The 19,100-nt window shown below is 62.5% G+C and carries 17 protein-coding genes; 2 read left to right on the top strand and 15 right to left on the bottom strand.

Annotated features, from left to right (window positions below; translation table 11 throughout):
• Positions 1-37: 37 nt before the first annotated feature.
• The 7 genes from THIDRDRAFT_RS14045 to THIDRDRAFT_RS14015 all read right to left on the bottom strand — a co-directional run bounded on the left by THIDRDRAFT_RS14045 (position 38) and on the right by THIDRDRAFT_RS14015 (position 6,639).
• Complete coding sequence (locus THIDRDRAFT_RS14045) at positions 38-325, bottom strand: encapsulin-associated ferritin-like protein (protein ID WP_007041525.1); 288 nt, start codon at positions 323-325, stop codon at positions 38-40.
• Positions 326-543: 218 nt separating this feature from the next.
• Positions 544-1,302: a phosphate signaling complex protein PhoU gene (gene phoU, locus THIDRDRAFT_RS14040; RefSeq protein WP_007041524.1), complete on the bottom strand. Its 759-nt coding sequence runs from the start codon at positions 1,300-1,302 to the stop codon at positions 544-546.
• 21 nt (positions 1,303-1,323) lie between these two features.
• Positions 1,324-2,187, bottom strand: a complete 864-nt coding sequence (gene pstB / locus THIDRDRAFT_RS14035; protein ID WP_007041523.1) for a phosphate ABC transporter ATP-binding protein PstB — start codon at positions 2,185-2,187, stop codon at positions 1,324-1,326.
• Between the two features lie 39 nt (positions 2,188-2,226).
• Positions 2,227-3,540 (bottom strand): phosphate ABC transporter permease PstA, encoded by a 1,314-nt coding sequence (pstA, locus tag THIDRDRAFT_RS14030; RefSeq protein ID WP_007041522.1) that lies wholly within the window; start codon positions 3,538-3,540, stop codon positions 2,227-2,229.
• A complete protein-coding gene (gene pstC, locus THIDRDRAFT_RS14025; protein WP_007041521.1) occupies positions 3,533-4,924 on the bottom strand; it encodes a phosphate ABC transporter permease subunit PstC in 1,392 nt (463 codons plus the stop codon). The genes pstA and pstC overlap by 8 nt, the downstream gene beginning before the upstream one ends.
• Before the next feature lie 94 nt (positions 4,925-5,018).
• Complete coding sequence (locus tag THIDRDRAFT_RS14020; RefSeq protein ID WP_007041520.1) at positions 5,019-6,059, bottom strand: substrate-binding domain-containing protein; 1,041 nt, start codon at positions 6,057-6,059, stop codon at positions 5,019-5,021.
• Positions 6,060-6,234: 175 nt separating this feature from the next.
• Positions 6,235-6,639: a hypothetical protein gene (locus THIDRDRAFT_RS14015; protein WP_007041519.1), complete on the bottom strand. Its 405-nt coding sequence runs from the start codon at positions 6,637-6,639 to the stop codon at positions 6,235-6,237.
• 83 nt (positions 6,640-6,722) lie between these two features.
• On the opposite strand from THIDRDRAFT_RS14015, the gene THIDRDRAFT_RS14010 reads away from it, so the two are divergent.
• Entirely contained in the window at positions 6,723-7,973 is a 1,251-nt protein-coding gene (locus THIDRDRAFT_RS14010) for a glycosyltransferase (protein WP_007041518.1), read from the top strand.
• 38 nt (positions 7,974-8,011) lie between these two features.
• Here THIDRDRAFT_RS14010 and THIDRDRAFT_RS14005 read toward each other — a convergent pair whose 3' ends face one another.
• The 7 genes from THIDRDRAFT_RS14005 to cysD all read right to left on the bottom strand — a co-directional run bounded on the left by THIDRDRAFT_RS14005 (position 8,012) and on the right by cysD (position 15,941).
• Complete coding sequence (locus THIDRDRAFT_RS14005) at positions 8,012-8,248, bottom strand: hypothetical protein (RefSeq protein ID WP_007041517.1); 237 nt, start codon at positions 8,246-8,248, stop codon at positions 8,012-8,014.
• Between the two features lie 93 nt (positions 8,249-8,341).
• Positions 8,342-9,118 carry a queuosine precursor transporter gene (locus THIDRDRAFT_RS14000; RefSeq protein ID WP_007041516.1) on the bottom strand — a complete coding sequence of 259 codons (777 nt, stop codon included), beginning with the start codon at positions 9,116-9,118 and terminating at the stop codon, positions 8,342-8,344.
• An 88-nt stretch (positions 9,119-9,206) separates the two neighbouring features.
• Positions 9,207-9,770: a dCTP deaminase gene (dcd, locus tag THIDRDRAFT_RS13995; RefSeq protein WP_007041515.1), complete on the bottom strand. Its 564-nt coding sequence runs from the start codon at positions 9,768-9,770 to the stop codon at positions 9,207-9,209.
• A 199-nt stretch (positions 9,771-9,969) separates the two neighbouring features.
• Positions 9,970-11,061, bottom strand: a complete 1,092-nt coding sequence (apbC, locus tag THIDRDRAFT_RS13990; RefSeq protein ID WP_007041514.1) for an iron-sulfur cluster carrier protein ApbC — start codon at positions 11,059-11,061, stop codon at positions 9,970-9,972.
• A 254-nt stretch (positions 11,062-11,315) separates the two neighbouring features.
• Positions 11,316-13,085, bottom strand: a complete 1,770-nt coding sequence (locus THIDRDRAFT_RS13985; RefSeq protein ID WP_007041513.1) for an SLC13 family permease — start codon at positions 13,083-13,085, stop codon at positions 11,316-11,318.
• A 49-nt stretch (positions 13,086-13,134) separates the two neighbouring features.
• Positions 13,135-15,027, bottom strand: a complete 1,893-nt coding sequence (cysN, locus tag THIDRDRAFT_RS13980) for a sulfate adenylyltransferase subunit CysN (protein ID WP_007041512.1) — start codon at positions 15,025-15,027, stop codon at positions 13,135-13,137.
• On the bottom strand, positions 15,027-15,941 hold the full coding sequence (gene cysD, locus THIDRDRAFT_RS13975) for a sulfate adenylyltransferase subunit CysD (RefSeq protein ID WP_007041511.1): 915 nt from the start codon (positions 15,939-15,941) through the stop codon (positions 15,027-15,029). The genes cysN and cysD overlap by 1 nt, the downstream gene beginning before the upstream one ends.
• Positions 15,942-16,122: 181 nt before the next feature.
• Here cysD and metG point away from each other — a divergent pair, with 181 nt between their 5' ends.
• Positions 16,123-18,168, top strand: a complete 2,046-nt coding sequence (metG, locus tag THIDRDRAFT_RS13970) for a methionine--tRNA ligase (RefSeq protein ID WP_007041510.1) — start codon at positions 16,123-16,125, stop codon at positions 18,166-18,168.
• Positions 18,169-18,498: 330 nt separating this feature from the next.
• Here metG and THIDRDRAFT_RS13965 read toward each other — a convergent pair whose 3' ends face one another.
• Positions 18,499-19,056 carry a hypothetical protein gene (locus tag THIDRDRAFT_RS13965; RefSeq protein WP_139058742.1) on the bottom strand — a complete coding sequence of 186 codons (558 nt, stop codon included), beginning with the start codon at positions 19,054-19,056 and terminating at the stop codon, positions 18,499-18,501.
• Positions 19,057-19,100: the final 44 nt, after the last annotated feature.

Genomic DNA, 19,100 nt, shown 5'->3' with positions numbered 1-19,100 from the left:
AAGAGTGTGCTGGCGGCTGGTGGCTGGCGGCCGTGAATCAATGGTGGGCGATCTGCTTCTCGGTGAAGAGATAGTCCTTGAGTTCCTTGTCGAAGGTCGAATCCTTGCGGCGAATCCACTCCAGCACCATGGCCGCATGCTCCTTCTCTTCATCCCGATTGTGGGCGAGGATCGCCTTTAGATCCTCGTCCTTACAGGCGTCGACACGCTGGTTGTACCAGTCGACGGCCTCCAGTTCCTCCATCAGCGAGACGATCGCCCGATGCATGTCGCGGGTCTCGTCGGACAATTCATCGATCGGCTCGTGATAGCCTTCACTAGACATGGAGAACACTCCTCTATTGGGAATGGATGCGCCAAGGAATCAGGCACATGTGAAAGTAGGAGCATTGTCTGGTCGAGTGGCGGAGAACTCAAGCCGCTTATCCTCATGCCTTGCGCGCCCAGCTTGATCGTGGTCATTGGCTAGCGTTGTCGGCGGCTCGGGCAGCAGCGCTTCCTGGCTGCATCCCCCAGCGTCACCTGGGGACGAGGGGAATCGCCTTAGTATCCTTGGTGATGCAACGTCTCGATGAGAATCTCGCGATTGCGATAGCGTACGTCCTGCCCCAAGGCGACGTAGATCACCTGCTCGGCGATGTTGGAGGCATGATTGCCAATGCGCACCAAACCGTGGGCGCAGGTGAGCAGGCACACGACCTGCCTTTGACTCAATCCCTTTTGGTCATCCTCGCCAAGCAAATGACGAACCTCCGTCGAGGCATCGGACAGACGCGGCTCGTCCTCGAAGATCGCCAACGAGAGGGCAACATCGAAATTGACGACGGCCCGGATGCTGCGCTCGAACATGGAGCAGGCCGCGTCCTCAAGCCGTCCGAGCGCGGCTCTCAGGTCATCGCGCAGATAATCCGAGTCGCCGCTCAGTTTCTTGAGCTCAAGCGCCTGCTCGGCGACGATCTTTGCCTTATCCCCGGCACGCTCCGCATCGCTGGCGATCTTGGAAAGCGCCAGCACGATACGCAGGTCGACCGCAGTCGGCTGGCGCCGCGCGATGACCCGGAAGACCTCCTCGTCGGCGTCCAGGGACAGATAGTCGATCTGCGGCTCGCGATCCAGAACCCGATAGGCCTGACTGTCATCGCGATCCACCAGCGCCATCACGGCGGATCGGGCCTGTCCGACCACATGCTCGCCCATCTCCAGGATGATGGCGCGCAGCTTGGCGAGTTCCTCGTCATAGCGACGGACAGTATGCCCGCCAGCAAGGTCGGAGGCGGCTCTGGGAGGATTTTCATCAGTCATTTCAACTCCGCGCCGCAAGACTCACCCGAAGCGCCCGGTGATGTAGTCCTCGGTCAACCGGTGCTTGGGGCTGGTGAAGATATCGTTGGTCTCTCCAATCTCGATCAGGTCGCCGAGATGGAAATAGGCAGTGCGCTGCGAAACACGCGCCGCCTGCTGCATCGAGTGGGTGACGATCGCGATGCTGTATTGGGAGCGCAGTTCGTCGATCAGTTCCTCGACGATCGCCGTGGCAATGGGATCGAGCGCCGAGCAAGGCTCATCCATCAGGATGACCTCTGGAGACACGGCGATGGTGCGCGCAATGCAGAGACGCTGCTGCTGACCGCCTGAGAGCCCGGTGCCGGCCTGATCGAGCCGGTCCTTGACCTCATCCCATAACCCTGCCTTGCGCAGACTGCTCTCGACCAGCGCATCGAGTTCGGCCCGGTTGTTGGTCAGACCGTGGATCTTCGGACCGTAGGCGACATTCTCGTAGATCGACTTGGGGAAGGGGTTGGGCTTCTGGAACACCATACCGACACGGGCCCGCAACGGCACCGGATCCAACGATTTGTCGTAGATGTCCTGCCCATCTAGCAGGATGGAGCCCGTAACCCGACAGCCATCAATGGTGTCGTTCATGCGGTTCAGACAGCGCAGAAAGGTGGACTTGCCGCAACCGGACGGCCCGATCATCGAGAGAACCTCATTCTTCCCGATATCCAGACTCACCCCGTTGATCGCCTTTTTCGGGCCATACCAGACTTCTACCTCGCGACAGGCCATACGTGCGTCGGCAACCGTAAAATCGCCAACCGTCGCCCTGGAATGCTGCTCGCCCGCCAATTCGGCGGAGCTCATGGCTCCAGTCGTCTTTTCCATTACCTCAACCACCGTGCTCATAAATCTAAAGCCTCAAAACTCTGTGTATCGGCGCCGGTCTTACCAGCGACGCTCGAACCGGCGACGCAGTAGAACTGCCGCCAGGTTCATCAGGAATAGGAAGGCCAGCAAAACCATGATGGCCGCCGACGTGCGCTCGACGAATCCGCGTTCAGGACTGTCGGCCCAGAGAAAGATCTGCACCGGAAGCACGGTGGCCGGATCCGTGAAGCCGCCCGGAACGTCGACGATGAAGGCGATCATGCCGATCATGAGCAGCGGGGCCGTTTCGCCCAGGGCGTGCGCCATACCCAGGATGGTTCCAGTCAGCATGCCGGGCATCGCCAGCGGCAGAACGTGATGGAACTGGGTCTGCAAGGGGGAAGCGCCCACACCCAGCGCCGCCTCGCGAATCGAGGGCGGAACGGATTTCAAGGCCGCGCGGCTTGAGATGATGATGATGGGCAGGGTCATCAGGGTCAGCACCAAAGCGGCAACCAACGGCGTCGAGCGCGGCACGCCGAAAAAGCCGATGAAGACGGCGAGACCGAGCAGACCGAAGACGATGGACGGAACTGCGGCGAGGTTATTGATGTTGACCTCGATGAGGTCGGTCCAGCGATTCTTCGGCGCGAACTCCTCCAGATAGAGTGCGGCGCCCACGCCGATCGGGAACGACAGGGTCAGCGCCAGAATCAGCGTGTAGAAGGATCCCATCAGCGCCCCGGCGATTCCCGCGAGCTCGGGTTCGCGTGAGGTGCCATGGGTGAAGAAGATGGTATTGAAGCGCTTGGCGACCCGACCTTCCTGCTCCAGACGGTCGATCCACCCGATGACCTGGTCATTGACGCGCCGGTCGGACTCGGGGGCATTGCGGTCGATGTAGCCCTTGACCAGCATGTCGATGTCGTCATCGACCAGGATCCAGTACTCATGGGTGGTCCCGACGAGAGCCGGATCCGCGACCACCTCTTCCCCGAGGAGCTGAGGTGCACCGACGCTGATGATGGAGTTGAGCTGACGACGCGTGCGGCGGTCCTTCACCTCGGGGAAGAACTGGCGCAGCGACTGGCGAATCGGCGTCATGTAATCCGCGCGAGCCAGAGTCATTGGATCGCGCGTGCCCTCGGGGTCGATCAAATCCTCGGACAGGGTGACCGGCAGCTGAATATAGGTCTGCTGGAAGGCGGTGTAGCCCTTGCTGATGATGTCGCCGAAGAGAAGCAGCACGAAGGTCAAGCCCAGACCGACCGCTGCGGCTCCGATCAAGCGGAAACGGCGCTCCTTGGCGTAGCGACGCTTCAGCGAGGCATTGACGATGTCGGCAGCACGCCTCGGCGTGACAGAATCCGAAGGAGTGGATGGATTAGTCATATTGCTCTCGATACTTGCGCACGATCGTCAGGGCGATGACGTTCAGGACCAGGGTTACCATGAACAGAGTCAAACCCAATGCGAAGGCCGCCAGGGTCTTGGCGCTGTCGAACTCCTGATCGCCGGTCAGCAGGGTGACGATCTGCACCGTGACAGTCGTGACGCTGTCGAGCGGATTGGCCGTGAGATTGGCGGACATTCCGGCGGCCATCACCACGATCATGGTCTCGCCGATGGCGCGCGAGACGGCGAGCAGGATCCCGCCGACAATTCCGGGCAAGGCCGCCGGCACGATGACGCGGCGAATGGTCTCGGACTGGGTCGCGCCCAGGGCGAAGGAGCCATCGCGCATCGACTGGGGAACCGCGTTGATAACGTCGTCGGACAGCGAGGAGACGAAGGGAATGATCATGACCCCCATCACCAGCCCCGCCGCCAGAGCGCTCTCGGAGGCGACGTGCAGACCGACGGATTCACCCAGCTCTCGCACGAATGGAGCCACGGTCAGCGCGGCGAAGAATCCGTAGACCACCGTAGGGATGCCGGCCAACACCTCGATCACCGGCTTGGCGAACGCGCGCACCTTGCGCGAGGCGTATTCGGACAGATAGATAGCCGCCATCAAACCGATGGGGACGGCGACCAGCATGGCAATCACCGACACCATCAGGGTCCCGGTGAAGAGCGGGATGGCTCCGAACTCGCCCGATGCGCCAACCTGATCGGCACGCAGCGCGATCTGCGGGCTCCAGTTGATGCCGAGGAAGAAATCCAATGGCGGGATGCTATGGAAGAAGCGTAGCGACTCGAACACCACCGACAACAGGATACCCAGGGTCGTCAGGATCGCAATCGAGGAAAAGAGAATCATGATGCCCTTGACGATGGTCTCCACGCGGTTGCGCGCGCGCATCTTGGGGGCGGTCTGTGAAAGCGCGAGGGCCAGACCAGCGATCGCGACCGCCAGCACCACCAGCCACTTGGCACCGCTTGCGATCCATTCGAGTCGAGCGAACTGATCCGCCGCCGCCTGAATCTCCGGGGTCACGGTCGAGGACACGATATTGCCGGTGGCCAGATTCTTGATGTCGTTGATCAGGAGACCAATCCGCCCCTCGGACAAGCCGTTCACGATATCGGGAGGCAGGGACGAAGACACCAGGGCCGTAATGATCTGATCCTGAAACCCCGACCAGAGCCCCAGCAGCAACAATGCAGGGATACCGGCCCAGAGCGCGGCGTAGAGACCGTAATAGACCGGCAGCGAATGCAGCGTCTTGATCTGAGCGATACCACCGGCGCCCGAAATGGCGCGCTTGCGGCCCAAGTTATAGGCTGCGGCCATGACCGCAAGCAACAAAAGAATGAGAGTCCAGGCGTTCATCAGTATCCAGGTGACGTAAAGACAAGAGCCGATGGCCCATGGAGCCATCGGCGACTGGCGAGGCGTCCCTGCCCCGCAGGAACGGGCGCCCGGATTACTCGGGCTTCGACATCGGAGTGAGCGCCTTGGCCGATTTGGCCACGCTGGCGCGCTCGGCGTCGGGCAGGGCGATCAAGCCCTTGTCGGCGAGATAACCCTCGGGACCCCAGGCCTTCTCGCTGGTGAACTCGGCGATGTATTCCTCGATACCGGGAATGGTGCCGACGTGCGCGTCCTTCACATAGAAATAGAGCGAGCGCGAGATCGGATAGGAACCATCCGAGATCGAGTCATAGGTCGGCTCGACACCCTCGATCTTGGAGCCCTGCACCTTGTCGCCATTCTGGTCGAGGAAGCTGAAACCGAAGATGCCGAGCGCCGAGTGATTGGCGATGAGCTTCTGGACGATCAGGTTGTCGTTCTCGCCAGCTTCAATATAGGCACCGTCCTCACGAAGACCGTGACAGACCGCCTTGTACTTGCTCTTGTCGGTCTTCTTCAGCGCCTTGATCTCGGGGAAGGTCTTGCAGCCACCTTCCATCGCCAACTCGGCGAAGGCGTCACGGGTACCGGATGTCGGAGGGGGACCGAGCACCTCAATCTTGTTGCTCGGGAAATCGGGGTTGACGTCATGCCAGGTCTGGTTCGGGTTGGCCATGAAGCCGCCCTTACCGTCCGGGATGTCCTTGGCCAGGGCCAGGAAGATCTCGCGAAGCGTCAGGTTGTAACGTCCAGCCGCCTTCGAGTTGGCGATGGAGATACCATCGAACCCGATCTTGACCTCGGTGATGTCCTTGACGCCGTTCTCCTGGCAGGTATCGAACTCGGAGCCCTTCATGCGACGCGAGGCGTTGGTGATGTCCGGATGGTCGACACCGACACCGGCGCAGAACAGCTTCAGACCGCCACCGGAACCGGTCGACTCGACCTTGGGCGTCGCGAAGCTCGTGGTCCGCCCGAAGGTCTCGGCCACAGCGGTCGAGAAGGGGAAGACCGTCGAGGAGCCGACGATGTAAATGCTGTCGCGGGCCATCGCCTGCGTGGAGAGGGAGGCCACGCCCAACGCAACGGCTGCGGCAATCATCGTCTTCTTCATAGCGAAAATCCTAATAGGTACAAAAAAGGTACCGATATTCTCTGCTTTGCCCGTGGATATTCTATGAAGGACTAATGACGATTCCGTGACAGCTCGTCGATCAAAGGTACATGCGACTCAACCGATTCGAGACGTCTCGACGAATAAGCATCGTTCATGCTCGCGCCTCGACGACTTATTCAGTGACAGACCGATCCTTGAGCTGACCAAGCGAGCGCACCAAACGCAGACTGGCATTAAAGAAGTCATCGCCGGGATCGTCTTCGCAGGTCGCGCGAATACGGCTCATGGCGGCATCGATCTGGGCTCCCCGCAGCACATCGCGCCCAGTGACCAGATTCAATCCACTGACCATCCCGGACAGCCACTCGCGATAACGGAAATACTCCTCGTCGATCAGTTCGGGCGGGATATCCGCGCGAGGCACCACGGCCAGGAACGCGGAGCAGGATTTGACGCCGTATCCCCAGAGCGCTGGAGCCGTCTCGGCGCGTTCCGCCCAGGCGACCGGTGCGACGCAGAGGACGGCCACCGCCAGACAGGCGAACCGAAGAACAGAAGTTGAAGAAGCATGGGACATGTCGGGAAACCTCAATCGAGATGCGAATAGGAAGGCGGTGAGGGTATCATCAGCGGATTTTTCGGCTGCCGGTCAATCCCGCTATGCGCGTCCTGATGATCTCGGATGTCTATTTTCCTCGCGTCACCGGCGTTTCGACGTCGATACAGACGTTTGCACGCGAGTTCGTCGCCAAGGGACACGAGGTCACCCTCATCGCGCCCGATTATGGCAGCAGCGCACACGAACCTTTCGAGATCATCCGCGTACCCTCGCGCTACCTGCCGATCGACCCGGAGGACCGCATCCTGCAGCCGTTCCGAATCCGGGGACTTACCGCCTCGCTCGCCAGCCGAGGGTTCGACCTGCTGCACATTCAAACCCCCTTCATCGCCCACTATTCGGGTCTGGCACTGGCAAAGCGATTGGGTATCCCCGTCGTCGAGAGCTATCACACCTTCTTCGAGCAGTACCTGCACCACTACGTCTCTTTCGTTCCGTCCCGCTGGCTGCGGGGCGCCGCGCGCTATTTCTCGACCGCCCAGTGCAATGCGGTGGACGCGCTGGCGATACCCTCGCAGGCGATGCTCGACGTGCTCGCGCGCTACGGCGTCAAGACCCGCGCCCAAGTCATCCCGACCGGGATCGAACTGGTTCAGTTCAGCCGGGGCGACGGCAGCCGCTTTCGCGAGCGCTACGGCATTCCGCCGGAGCGGCCCATGCTGGTCCATGTCAGTCGATTGGCATTCGAGAAGAACATCGAATTCGTCCTGCGTTCCTTCGCCCGTGTCGTGAAACAGGTCCCGAACGCGCTGCTGGCAATCGCCGGAGAAGGCCCCGCCCAACAGCCGCTCGAACGGCTAACCGTTCAGCTGGGGCTCAAAGACAACACGCTCTTCACCGGTTATCTGGACCGGGATGGCTCGCTGGAGGATTGCTATAGCGCCGGCTCGGCCTTCATCTTCGCCTCGCGCACCGAGACCCAGGGATTGGTCCTGCTCGAAGCGATGGCGCTTGGCGTGCCGGTCGTCTCGACGGCGGTCATGGGCACGAAGGAGGTATTGGGAGACGGTCGCGGTTCGCTCATCGCCGAGGAAAACGAGGAGGATTTCGCCAACAAGGCGATCCGTCTTCTCACCGACCGATCGCTCCGCGAGCGACTCTCGGTCGAGGCGGTGGAACACGCGCGCTCATGGTCGTCGCCGGTATTGGCCGACCGGATGCTCGAACTCTACGAAGAGGTTGTGGAGAAGGGACGCGGCAAGGGACACCCGGCGCTCGCAGCCAACCGCCCCCATTCGGAAGAGCAGGGCCAGCCATCGGCTCCTGAACTCACACAGACTCAAGCCGGCTGATTCGAACCAGCCCGCATGCTGGAAGCCGAAAAGGCCATTCAGGCCATCACATCGATCAGGGTGCCGAGCACCTCATCGGAGGCAGCCACGACCTTCGCCGACGCCTCGACCTGACGCACGCTCTGCGTCTGCTCCACGAGCGGCTCGGCGACGTCGCGACTGGCCGTCCCGTTCATCTGCTGGCTGCTCGCAATCTCGGCCGCGCCGCGACTCATGCCATTCATGCCGGCCGACATGCCGGCGAGCCCCGATTGTAAGGCGCTCGAAATCATCATGACCCTAACCTCGCTTGTAAATCTGGCTCTTAGGCCACTCTAGCGCAAAGACCAAGCGTAATCATCGTGAATGATCCGTCTTTTAGATGTGCGTCACGAATCCGGGTGGCCATGCCCGGCCGCACGATCCGCGAGGGTCCGCGCGGTCTCGTCGCCCAGATAGGCGTGAATCAAATAGCGTCCCAGATAGATGACTGGGGTCAGGGCAATGGCGACGATGAATTTGTAGAGATAGTTGACGGTTCCGACCGCCAGAAAGAGATCCATCGACCACTTCTGAGGCCCCAGCACGAAGGCGATATAGAGGACGACGAAGCTGTCGATACACTGCGAAATCAGGGTCGATCCGGTCGCACGCGCCCAGACGTAACGTTCGCCGGTCAGGCGTCGAATCCGGTGAAAGATGATGACGTCGAGCAACTGACCGACCAGAAAGGCGATCACCGAGCCCGCAATGATCCACATCCCCTGACCGAAGATGACGCTGTAGGCGGCCTGCATGTCCGGCACGCCCCGCGATGACTGGATCCCGACCCACCAGCTGGCCGGAACCAGACCGATCGCCAGATAGGCGAAGCCGAAGGCATAGATGATGAGCCCGACGGTCAGATAGGAGAGAAACCGGACGCCGCGCCGACCGTAATACTCGTTGATGATGTCCGTCATGATGAACACCACCGGCCACAGCAGCACGCCTGCGGTGAAGTTCAGCGAGCCGGACTGACCGAAGAGATTCCAGTCGAGCGGGGCGAGCCCCAGCGTATCCTCCAACGCGAAGATCTTGACGCCGAGAAACTCGGCGATCAACGCGTTGCAGACGAAGAAGCCGCCGAGAACGACGAAGAGCTTGGTCGGCCGATCGAACCTCATGGGTTTCCCTCGGTGTTCCCTGTCAGGTCCGAACGGACGCGCCCCACCTTCGCCAACCCGAACCCATGCGCAAACCGCGCCGCGACACTCAGGACTTGGGCAAGGTCACACCACGTTGGCCCTGGTACTTCCCGCCACGGTCTCTATAGGAAGTCTCGCATACCTCGTCCGATTCGAGGAACAAAATCTGGGCCACGCCCTCGTTGGCGTAGATCTTGGCCGGCAGCGGCGTGGTGTTGGAAAACTCCAGGGTCACGTGCCCTTCCCACTCGGGTTCCAGCGGGGTCACGTTGACGATGATGCCGCAGCGCGCATAGGTGCTCTTGCCCAGACAGATGGTCAGAACATTACGCGGGATGCGGAAATACTCGACCGTGCGGGCGAGCGCGAAGGAGTTGGGCGGAATGATGCAGACGTCGGACTTGAGGTCGACGAAGCTGTTGGAGTCGAAGTTCTTGGGATCGACGATCGCCGAGTTGATGTTGGTGAAAATCTTGAACTCGTCGGCGCAGCGCACGTCGTAGCCGTAGCTCGACGTACCGTATGAGATCACGCGCCCAGCATCGCCCTCGCGAACCTGGGTGGGCTCGAAGGGTTCGATCATCCCCTGTCCGGCCATGCGGCGGATCCAGCGGTCGGATTTGATGGCCATCGGGTAGCCTCGCACAAAAATAACGCGCGAGCATACAACGCGGCGGGGGTCGCCCGCAAAATCCGCGATCCGATCGACACTCGACCCACCGCCCGCAAGGCATCCCAGGCAACGGATTTGGGCCTGGGCGCAACGCCCCCCAGAACCCAGAACGGCGCCCGCAAGGCGCCGTCGGGTGGGATTCGAGGCGCGACCTACCTCAGGTGTTCTGAATGACGATGCGCGGGAACTTGGAGGCGTAGTCCTTGGCCTGGAGCGACAGCTTGGCCGCCGTCTTGCGGGCGATCTCGCGGTAGATGGCGGTGATGCGCGAATCCGGCTGGGCGACCACGGTCGGCTTGCCGCTGTCGGTCTCCTCGCGGATGTGGATATCCAGCGGTAGCGAACCCAGCAGATCGACACCGAACTGGTCCGACATCGAGACCCCGCCTCCCTGACCGAAGATATGCTCCTCGTGACCGCAGTTGGAACAGATGTGGGTGCTCATGTTCTCGACGATGCCGAGCACCGGTACCTCGACCTTCTGGAACATCTTGAGCCCCTTGCGGGCGTCGAGCAGGGCGATGTCCTGCGGCGTGGTGACGATGATGGCACCCGAAACCGGCACCTTCTGGGCCAGGGTCAACTGGGTGTCGCCAGTACCCGGCGGCAGGTCGATGACCAGATAGTCGAGGTCGGACCAGTTGGTATCGTTGAGCAACTGCTCCAGCGCCTGGGTGACCATGGGACCACGCCAGATCATGGGCGTCTCCTCCTCGATCAGGAAACCGATCGACATGGCCTGGAGGTCGTAGCTGTTCATGGGTTCCAGGGTGCGGCCATCATTGGACTCGGGCTTGCCGGTGATCCCCAGCATGCGCGGCTGCGAGGGTCCGTAGATGTCCGCGTCCAACAGCCCCACGCGCGCCCCCTCGGCCGCGAGCGCCAGGGCCAGATTGACGGCGGTGGTCGACTTGCCGACGCCACCCTTGCCGGAGGCCACGGCGATGATGTTCTTGACGTTGTCGATCGGCTTGAGCGACTTCTGCACCGAGTGGGCCTTGATGTCCCAGTCGACCTTCACCTCGGCCGTGGCGACGCCGGGCACGCCCATGACGCACGCCTTCACCGCGTCGGCGATAAGTTGCTGGACACCCTGGGCAGGAAAGCCCAACCGCACCTGAACCCGAACCGCATCGCCATTGATGTCGATCGACTCGACGGCATGCGCGGCGACCAGATCGCGCCCGAGATGGGGCTCCTTATAGCCCTTGATCGCCGCTTCAACGGCTTCTTTGGTGATGTCAGACATGTGGCAAAACTCCGTTGACGTGTTTTGGTGCTCCATCGGGTCGGAGACGCCGCCGACGCTGGACTGGCGTCGCGGATCCGGCCGATGGGAGAGATCGTCGGGTCGTGGCTAGCTTGGCATTAGCGAATGCTAATTCAACCCTGAAACGCGCACTCTATCACAGATAACCGACCTTTTAACAAGGGAATTAACCGCAAGCACGCCAAGCCGCAAATGGGGCAGTCGAAGAACGAAAACGGCAAGGATAAGCCAACTCAAAATCCCCAGACCAGCGGGGCGAGACCGATCGTGACGCTCGCCATGAGCAGATTGAGCGGAATGCCAACCTTGAAATAGTCCGAGAAACGATAGCCTCCGGGACCATAGACCATGAGGTTGGTCTGATAGCCGATCGGAGTCGAAAAGCTCGCCGAGGCGGCCATCATGATGGCTGCGGCGAAGGGCATGAAATGGACGTCGAGCGTCTGCGACGTCGAGAGCGCGATCGGGAACATGAGCACGGCGGCGGCATTGTTGGTGATGAGCTCGGTGAACAGCATGGTCACCAGATAGATCGCAGCCAGCGTCACCCAGGGATCGCCCTGAGCGAGCTGGACCAGATATTGGGCGATGAAACCGGCCGCCCCCGTGACTTCCAGCGCCCGTCCGAGCCCGAAGGAGGCGGCGATAGCGATCAGGACCTTCCAGTCGACCGCAGCCCGCGCGGCCTGGGAACCGATGCAGCGGGTCACCAGCATCAACCCGGCCGCCAGCAGCGCGGCCTGCAGCATGGGCAGCCAACCGAGCGCGACCAGCGTCACCATGCCTACCAGAATGGCCACCGCCGTCAGCGCCCGATTCTGGCGCGGCGGATGCGAATCCGGGATCTGGCTGACCAGGAAGAAGTCGCGCGAATTGTGCTGGCGCTCGACGAAACCTGGGTCGGCCTCCATGAGCAGGGTGTCGCCCGCCCGCAGTACGATGTCGCCAATCTTCCCCGGCAGCCGCTCACCGTTGCGCGCCACGGCAATCACGGCGGCATCGTAACGCCCGCGAAAGCGCCCCTCGCGGATGCTCTTGCCCACCAGCGGACAGGTATCCGAAACCACCGCCTCGGTCAGAAAGCGCTCGGGACGCGGAACATCGAGCTTGAACACCTGATCGCTGGCCGGCACCAGGCCGCGAAAACGCTGTAGATCCACGACCGAGTCCACCACCCCGACGAACACCAAGCGGTCGCGCGCCTGCAACCGCTGGTGGGGCGCGATTGCCGGCAGGATCTCGCCATCGCGCTCCAATTCGAGCAGATAGACGCCCGGCAAATGGCGCAGCCCGGCCTCCTCGATCGTGCGCCCGACCAGTGGGCTGGCCGGCTCGACCAGCATTTCGACCGTGTATTCGCGCGGATCGTCGAGATCGCTCATCACCGGACGGCGATCCGGCAAGAGCCAGCGCCCAGCAGTCAGCAGATACAGGATGCCGACCAGAGCGCAGGGCAGACCGACCCAGGCGATCTCGAACATGCCAAGGGTCGGAAGATCACCGTGCGCCCCCATCAGACCATTCACGACCAGATTGGTACTGGTGCCGATCAGGGTACAGGTCCCGCCCAGAATCGAGGCGTAACTCAAGGGGATGAGCAACTTCGAGAGCGGCAGACGGTTGCGGCGCGCCCAGTCGTTGACCGCCGGCAGAAACATGGCGACGACCGGCGTGTTGTTGAGGAAGGCACTCATCGCCATGACCGGCGTCATGAGGCGCATCTGGGCGCGCACCAAGGTGCGCGGTCGTCCCAGCACACCCTGCACCAACCAGCCGATGGCGCCCGTCTCGCGCAGACCGGCCGCGACCACATAGAGCACGGCGACCGTCACCATGCCCGCATTCGAGAACCCGTGCAGGGCCTCGGCCGGGGTCAGCACACCGGCGAGCAGCAGCAGACTCACACCACCGACCAGCACCAGATCGGCCGACCAACGGGTGAGCGCCAGCGATCCGATCACGCAGACGACCACCGTCACCGCGAGCCAGGCATCCCATGTCATCGCACGCGTCTCCGCACAGGCACTGTCAAACCATCCCGGCTCGGCATACTCAGCGCTCGGAAGCCGAATCGCCGATGAGTACCATCAACCGATCGATGCAATCCTCCATCCCCTGCTCCGCCGTACGCAGATGCACCTCGGGACACTCGGGCGGCTCGTAGGGGCTATCGATACCCGTGAAGTTCTTCAGCGCACCGGCGCGCGCCTTGGCATAGAGCCCCTTGACGTCGCGCCGCTCGCACTCCTCGATCGGGGTGTCGACATAGACCTCGACGAACTCGCCGGGCGCGAAAAGATCCCGAGCCATGCGCCGCTCGCCGACGAAGGGCGAGATGAAGCTGACCATCACGATCAATCCGGCATCGACCATCAGCTTAGCGACCTCGGCGACGCGCCGGATGTTCTCGACCCGATCGACCTCGGTGAAACCGAGATCGCGATTGAGCCCATGTCGCACGTTATCGCCATCGAGCACATAGGTATGACGCCCCTCGGCATGCAGGCGTTTCTCCAACAGATTGGCGATCGTCGATTTACCCGAGCCGGACAGCCCGGTGAACCAGAGACAGCGCGGCGTCTGGTGTTTGAGATGTGCCCGGCTGGCCTTGTCGACCTCCAACGCCTGCCAATGGATGTTGCTGGCACGACGCAAGGCGAAGTCGATCATGCCCGCGCCGACGGTCTCGAAGCTGAGCTTGTCGACGAGAATGAAGCTGCCCAGAGTGCGGTTGAGCCGATAGGGCTCGAACACCAGCGGGGCGCTGGTCGAGAGATTGACCGTGGCGATCTCGTTGAGGCCGAGCGTCTTGGCCGCCAGATGGACGCCGGTGTTAACGTCTTCGCGATACTTGATCTCGGTGACGGTCGCCGTGACCTCGCGACAGGCGAGCTTCATCAGGTATTGCCGACCCGGCGACATCAGATGCTCGGCCATCCACAACAGACGCGCCTCGAACTGATCGGCAACCTCGGCCGGGGCCTCGGCGGCCACCAGCACGTCGCCCCGGCTGGCATCGACCTCGTCGACGAGCGTCAGGGTGACGGCATCGCCCTGCCCCGCCTCATCGACACTGTCGAAGCCGAGCCAGATCTCCTTGACCCGCGTCACCGTCCCCGATGGCAGCACCCGAACCGCCGCACCGACACCGATGCGACCCTCGGCGATGCGTCCGCAGAAGCCGCGAAAATCGAGGTTGGGCCGATTCACCCACTGCACCGGAAGCCGGAAGGCAGAGCGCTCGCCCTCGCGACCGACATCGACGCGATCCAGATAGCCCATCAGGGTCGGCCCGGAGTACCAGGACATACGCGCGCTGGGATGCAGGACATTGTCACCATCCAGCCCCGAAACCGGAATCGACTGAAGGCTCGCGAAGCCAAGCCCGTCGGCAAAGGCGCGATAGTCGGCAACGATGGCCTCGAATCGCGCGCGGTCGCAGTCGATCAGGTCCATCTTGTTGACCGCCAGCACGACATGCCGGATGCCCATCATGGCGGCGATGCGGGTGTGGCGGCGTGTCTGGGTCAGCACGCCCTTGCGCGCGTCGATCAGGATCACAGCCAGATCGGCAGTCGAGGCACCGGTCGCCATGTTGCGCGTGTACTGCTCGTGACCGGGCGTGTCCGCCACGATATAGCGGCGGCGATCGGTGGCGAAGAAACGGTAGGCAACGTCGATGGTGATGCCCTGCTCACGCTCGGCCTGCAGCCCGTCGACCAGCAGCGCCAGATCGACCTGCTCGCCCTGGGTGCCGTATTGACGCGAGTCGGTCTCAAGCGACTGAAGCTGATCGTCGAAGATGCTCTTGCTCTCGAACAGCAAACGCCCGATCAGGGTGCTCTTGCCGTCGTCGACGCTGCCGCAGGTGATGAAGCGCAGCGTCTCCTTGCCGTGCTGACCGGCGATGAAGGTGGAGATGTCCGTGGCCTGTAGCGTCGTCATCAGAAATAGCCCTCCTGCTTCTTCTTCTCCATCGAGCCCGGCTCGTCACTATCGATGAGGCGTCCCTGACGCTCCGAGTCGCGCGCGTTCAGGGTCTCGGCGATCACCGCCTCCAAGGTGTCGGCATCGCTCTCGATGGCCGCCGTCAGCGGCCAGCAGCCGAGCGTGCGGAAACGCACACGGCGCATCTCCGCCCGCTCACCCTCGGCGAAAGGGAAGCGATCGTCGTCGACCATGATCCACTGCCCGCCACGACGCACGACCGGACGCTCGGCGGCCAGGTAGAGCGGCACGATCGGAATGTTCTCGGCGTGGATGTAATGCCAGATATCCAACTCGGTCCAGTTCGAGAGCGGGAACACCCGGATCGTCTCGCCCTCGCGGATACGCGTGTTGTAGAGGTTCCACAACTCGGGACGCTGCGCCTTGGGATCCCAGCGGTGTCCAGGCGCGCGGAAGGAGAAGATGCGCTCCTTGGCTCGGCTCTTCTCCTCGTCGCGCCGCGCCCCACCGAAGACCAGGTCGAACCCGTGGGTGTCGAGCGCCTGTTTGAGCGCCTGGGTTTTCATCAGGTCGGTGTGATAGTTGCTGCCGTGGGTGAAAGGCCCCACGCCCTCGGCCACACCCTGAGGATTGGTATAGCTGATCAGCTTCATGCCGCTCTCGGCCACCATGCGCTCACGATGGGAGTACATGGCGCGAAACTTCCAGCCGGTATCCACGTGCATCAGAGGAAAGGGCGGCGGCGCGGGATGGAACGCCTTGCGGGTCAGATGCAGCATCACCGACGAGTCCTTGCCGATGGAGTAGAGCATCACGGGATTGCGAGCCGTCGCGACGGCCTCGCGGATGATTTCGATGGATTCCGCTTCGAGCGCGAGCATGGGCGATACCTTGATCCTTAAATGGTCCATGGACGTCCTGCGAAGTATAAATAGGTCACGCAGACAAAGCTCGCGTTATGACCTAATAAGTCTTACTGATCAGGCTGAGCGGAGGGCAGGGGCTCATCCTCTCGCCGCTCGCCAACGTCGCCGCCGAATCCCCGCTCGTGAGATACTTCGCCAATTTGGTCGAGATCATCCGAGCACTTCCATGAGCCAGCCCCGCGACATCCTCATCACCAGCGCCCTGCCCTACGCCAACGGCCCGATCCATATCGGCCATCTGGTCGAGTACATCCAGACCGACATCTGGGCGCGCTTTCAGAAGATGCGCGGCCACAACTGCTGGTTCGTCTGCGCCGACGACGCCCACGGCACCCCCATCATGCTGCGCGCGCGCCAGGAGGGCATCACGCCCGAGGATCTGATCGCGCGCGTCTCCGAGGAGCATCAGGCCGACTTCGCCGCCTTCCGCATCGGTTTCGACAACTATCACTCGACCCATTCGACCGAGAACCAGCACTACTCGGCGCTCATCTACGAGCGTAACCGCGACGGCGGACACATCGCCAAGCGGACCATCACCCAGGCCTATGACCCGGTCGAGCAGATGTTCCTGCCGGACCGCTTCATCAAGGGCGAGTGCCCCAAGTGCGGTGCCGCCGATCAGTACGGCGACAACTGCGAGGTCTGTGGCGCCAGCTATTCGCCGGCCGAGCTGAAGAATGCCCGCTCGGCGATCTCGGGCGCAGTGCCCGAGCAGCGCGAGTCCGATCACTACTTCTTCAAGCTGGGCGACTTCGAGGAGATGCTCCGGAACTGGACACGCGGCGGCAGCCTGCAGAAAGAGGTCGCGAACAAGCTCGACGAGTGGTTCGCGGCCGGGCTCCAGGAATGGGACATCTCGCGCGACGCGCCCTATTTCGGCTTCGAGATCCCGGATCATCCGGGCAAGTTCTTCTACGTCTGGCTCGATGCCCCGATCGGCTACATGGCGAGCTTCCGGAACCTGTGCGACAAGACCGAGGGGCTGGACTTCGACCGCTTCTGGGGCAAGGATTCGACGGCCGAGCTGTACCACTTCATCGGCAAGGACATCATCTACTTCCACTCGCTCTTCTTCCCGGCCACGCTGCAGGGCGCGGGATTCCGCGTGCCGAGCGCCATTTTCGCCCACGGCTTCCTGACGGTCGACGGCCAGAAGATGTCCAAATCGCGCGGCACCTTCATCAAGGCGCGCACCTATCTGGATCATCTCAACCCGGAGTACCTGCGCTACTACTTCGCGGCCAAGCTGGGCTCGGGGGTCGACGACATCGACCTCAATCTGGAGGACTTCACGGCGCGGGTGAACGCCGATCTGGTCGGCAAGGTGGTCAACATCGCCAGCCGCTGCGCCGGGTTCATCGGCAAGCGCTTCGACGGACGTCTGTCCGCGACGCTGGCCGAGCCACAGCTGTTCGCCGACGTCGTCGCGGCAGGCGACTCGATCGCCGCCGCCTACGAAAAGCGAGAATTCAGCCGCGCCGTGCGCGAGATCATGGCCCTGGCCGACCGCGCCAATCAGTACATCGACGAGAAGGCCCCCTGGGTGGTCGCCAAGCAGGAGGGACGCGATGCCGAGCTGCAGGACATCTGCTCCATGGGCATCAATCTCTTCCGCGTCCTGATCGGCTATCTACGTCCCATCCTGCCCGCCACCGCCGCCGAGTCGGAAGCCTTCCTGCGCATCGAGCCGCTCACCTGGGACGCACTCGCCGAGCCGCTCCTCGGGCACGAGATCGACCGATTCAAGCCGCTGATGACCCGGGTCGACCCCAAGCAGATCGAGGCCATGCTGGAGGCATCCAAAGAGGATCTGAGCGCGGCCAACAGCACGCCAGCCGCCACTGCGGAGCCCAACCCGCACCTGACCCGCGACCCCATCGCCGAGACGGTCGACTACGACACCTTCGCCAAGACCGACCTGCGCGTGGCGCTCATCCGCGAGGCAAAACAGGTCGAGGGCGCCGACAAGCTGCTCCAGCTCACCCTGGATCTGGGCGGCGAGACCCGCAACGTCTTCGCCGGCATCCGCTCGGCCTATGACCCCAAGGATCTGGAAGGACGCCTGACGGTCATGGTTGCCAACCTGGCTCCGCGCAAGATGCGCTTCGGGGTCTCGGAAGGAATGGTGTTGGCCGCCGGGCCGGGCGGCAAGGATCTCTTCATCCTGAGCCCCGACTCAGGTGCCGAGCCGGGGATGAAGGTCAAGTAGGTCAACGTCCGAAAACAGCGCCCTGGGGCTCACTGGCAGCCCCTTCAAACCGAACCTCGATCGATACCCGGTCGCCCGGTCCGACCGGGTCGACCACGGGGTTCGATTCGACAGCGACGCCGACCGATTCCGGTCGGCGTGCCCCCCAATCTCGAGCACCCAGCCATACTGACTGTTCTCATGTTACGCAGAAGGCCGAGGACCGGCTATTTCGTAGCGCGTCTCAAGGAGAATCGGCTGGTGGCGTTGAGCCAGACAGATAAAGAGCACGACTTCAGCATGCCTTCGGCGAGCTCAGGCGATTGACGGAGGCTGCATCACATCAGTGATTCAAGATCCATCTTTCGTCTCCAATCGATAGGTGGCGTGGCAGGCAATGCAGACCTGCTGCACACGGCTCAGCTGTCCGAGCGTATGCATTGGGTCGGAGACCGCAACGGCATCGCTGGCGATCTCGGCGATCCCCTGACGCATCTGCAGCATCATGAGGCGAAATGGCTGGGGCAGATTGCTTCGCATGCGCTGGAAACGGGCCGGATTCTGCCCCGGCAACAGCGGCCCGGACGACTGCTCTGCGGACGCTGGCGCGCCATCCCCGGCCAGCATTTTGGCCCGTACCAACGGCGGTCGAACGGCCTCGGCCAATCCCTGGACCTTTGCCATGTCGTGCTCGGCGAGCGCACCTAGGGTCGAGCTGGAATAGACGAGGTAGTCGCGCATCTGCTCCAGCAGATGGTCGCGATCCTCGGCCGGCAGCACGATAGGCGCACGACCGTCGGATGCGGCCCGAGCCGGCATCATCGGAGCCAAAGCCAACATAAGCGCCACCATGGCCGGCACCGTGGCGCCAACGGCCGCGAGCCGCAGACTGCGGGGATGTTCTGTCATGAATGAAAACTCGCGGAGGATTTGGAAGCGAATCATGATACGGG

The sequence above is a fragment of the Thiorhodococcus drewsii AZ1 genome, from assembly GCF_000224065.1.
GTDB classification, from domain to species: Bacteria; Pseudomonadota; Gammaproteobacteria; order Chromatiales; family Chromatiaceae; genus Imhoffiella; species Imhoffiella drewsii.
This window is presented reverse-complemented; position numbering and strand designations above follow the sequence as displayed.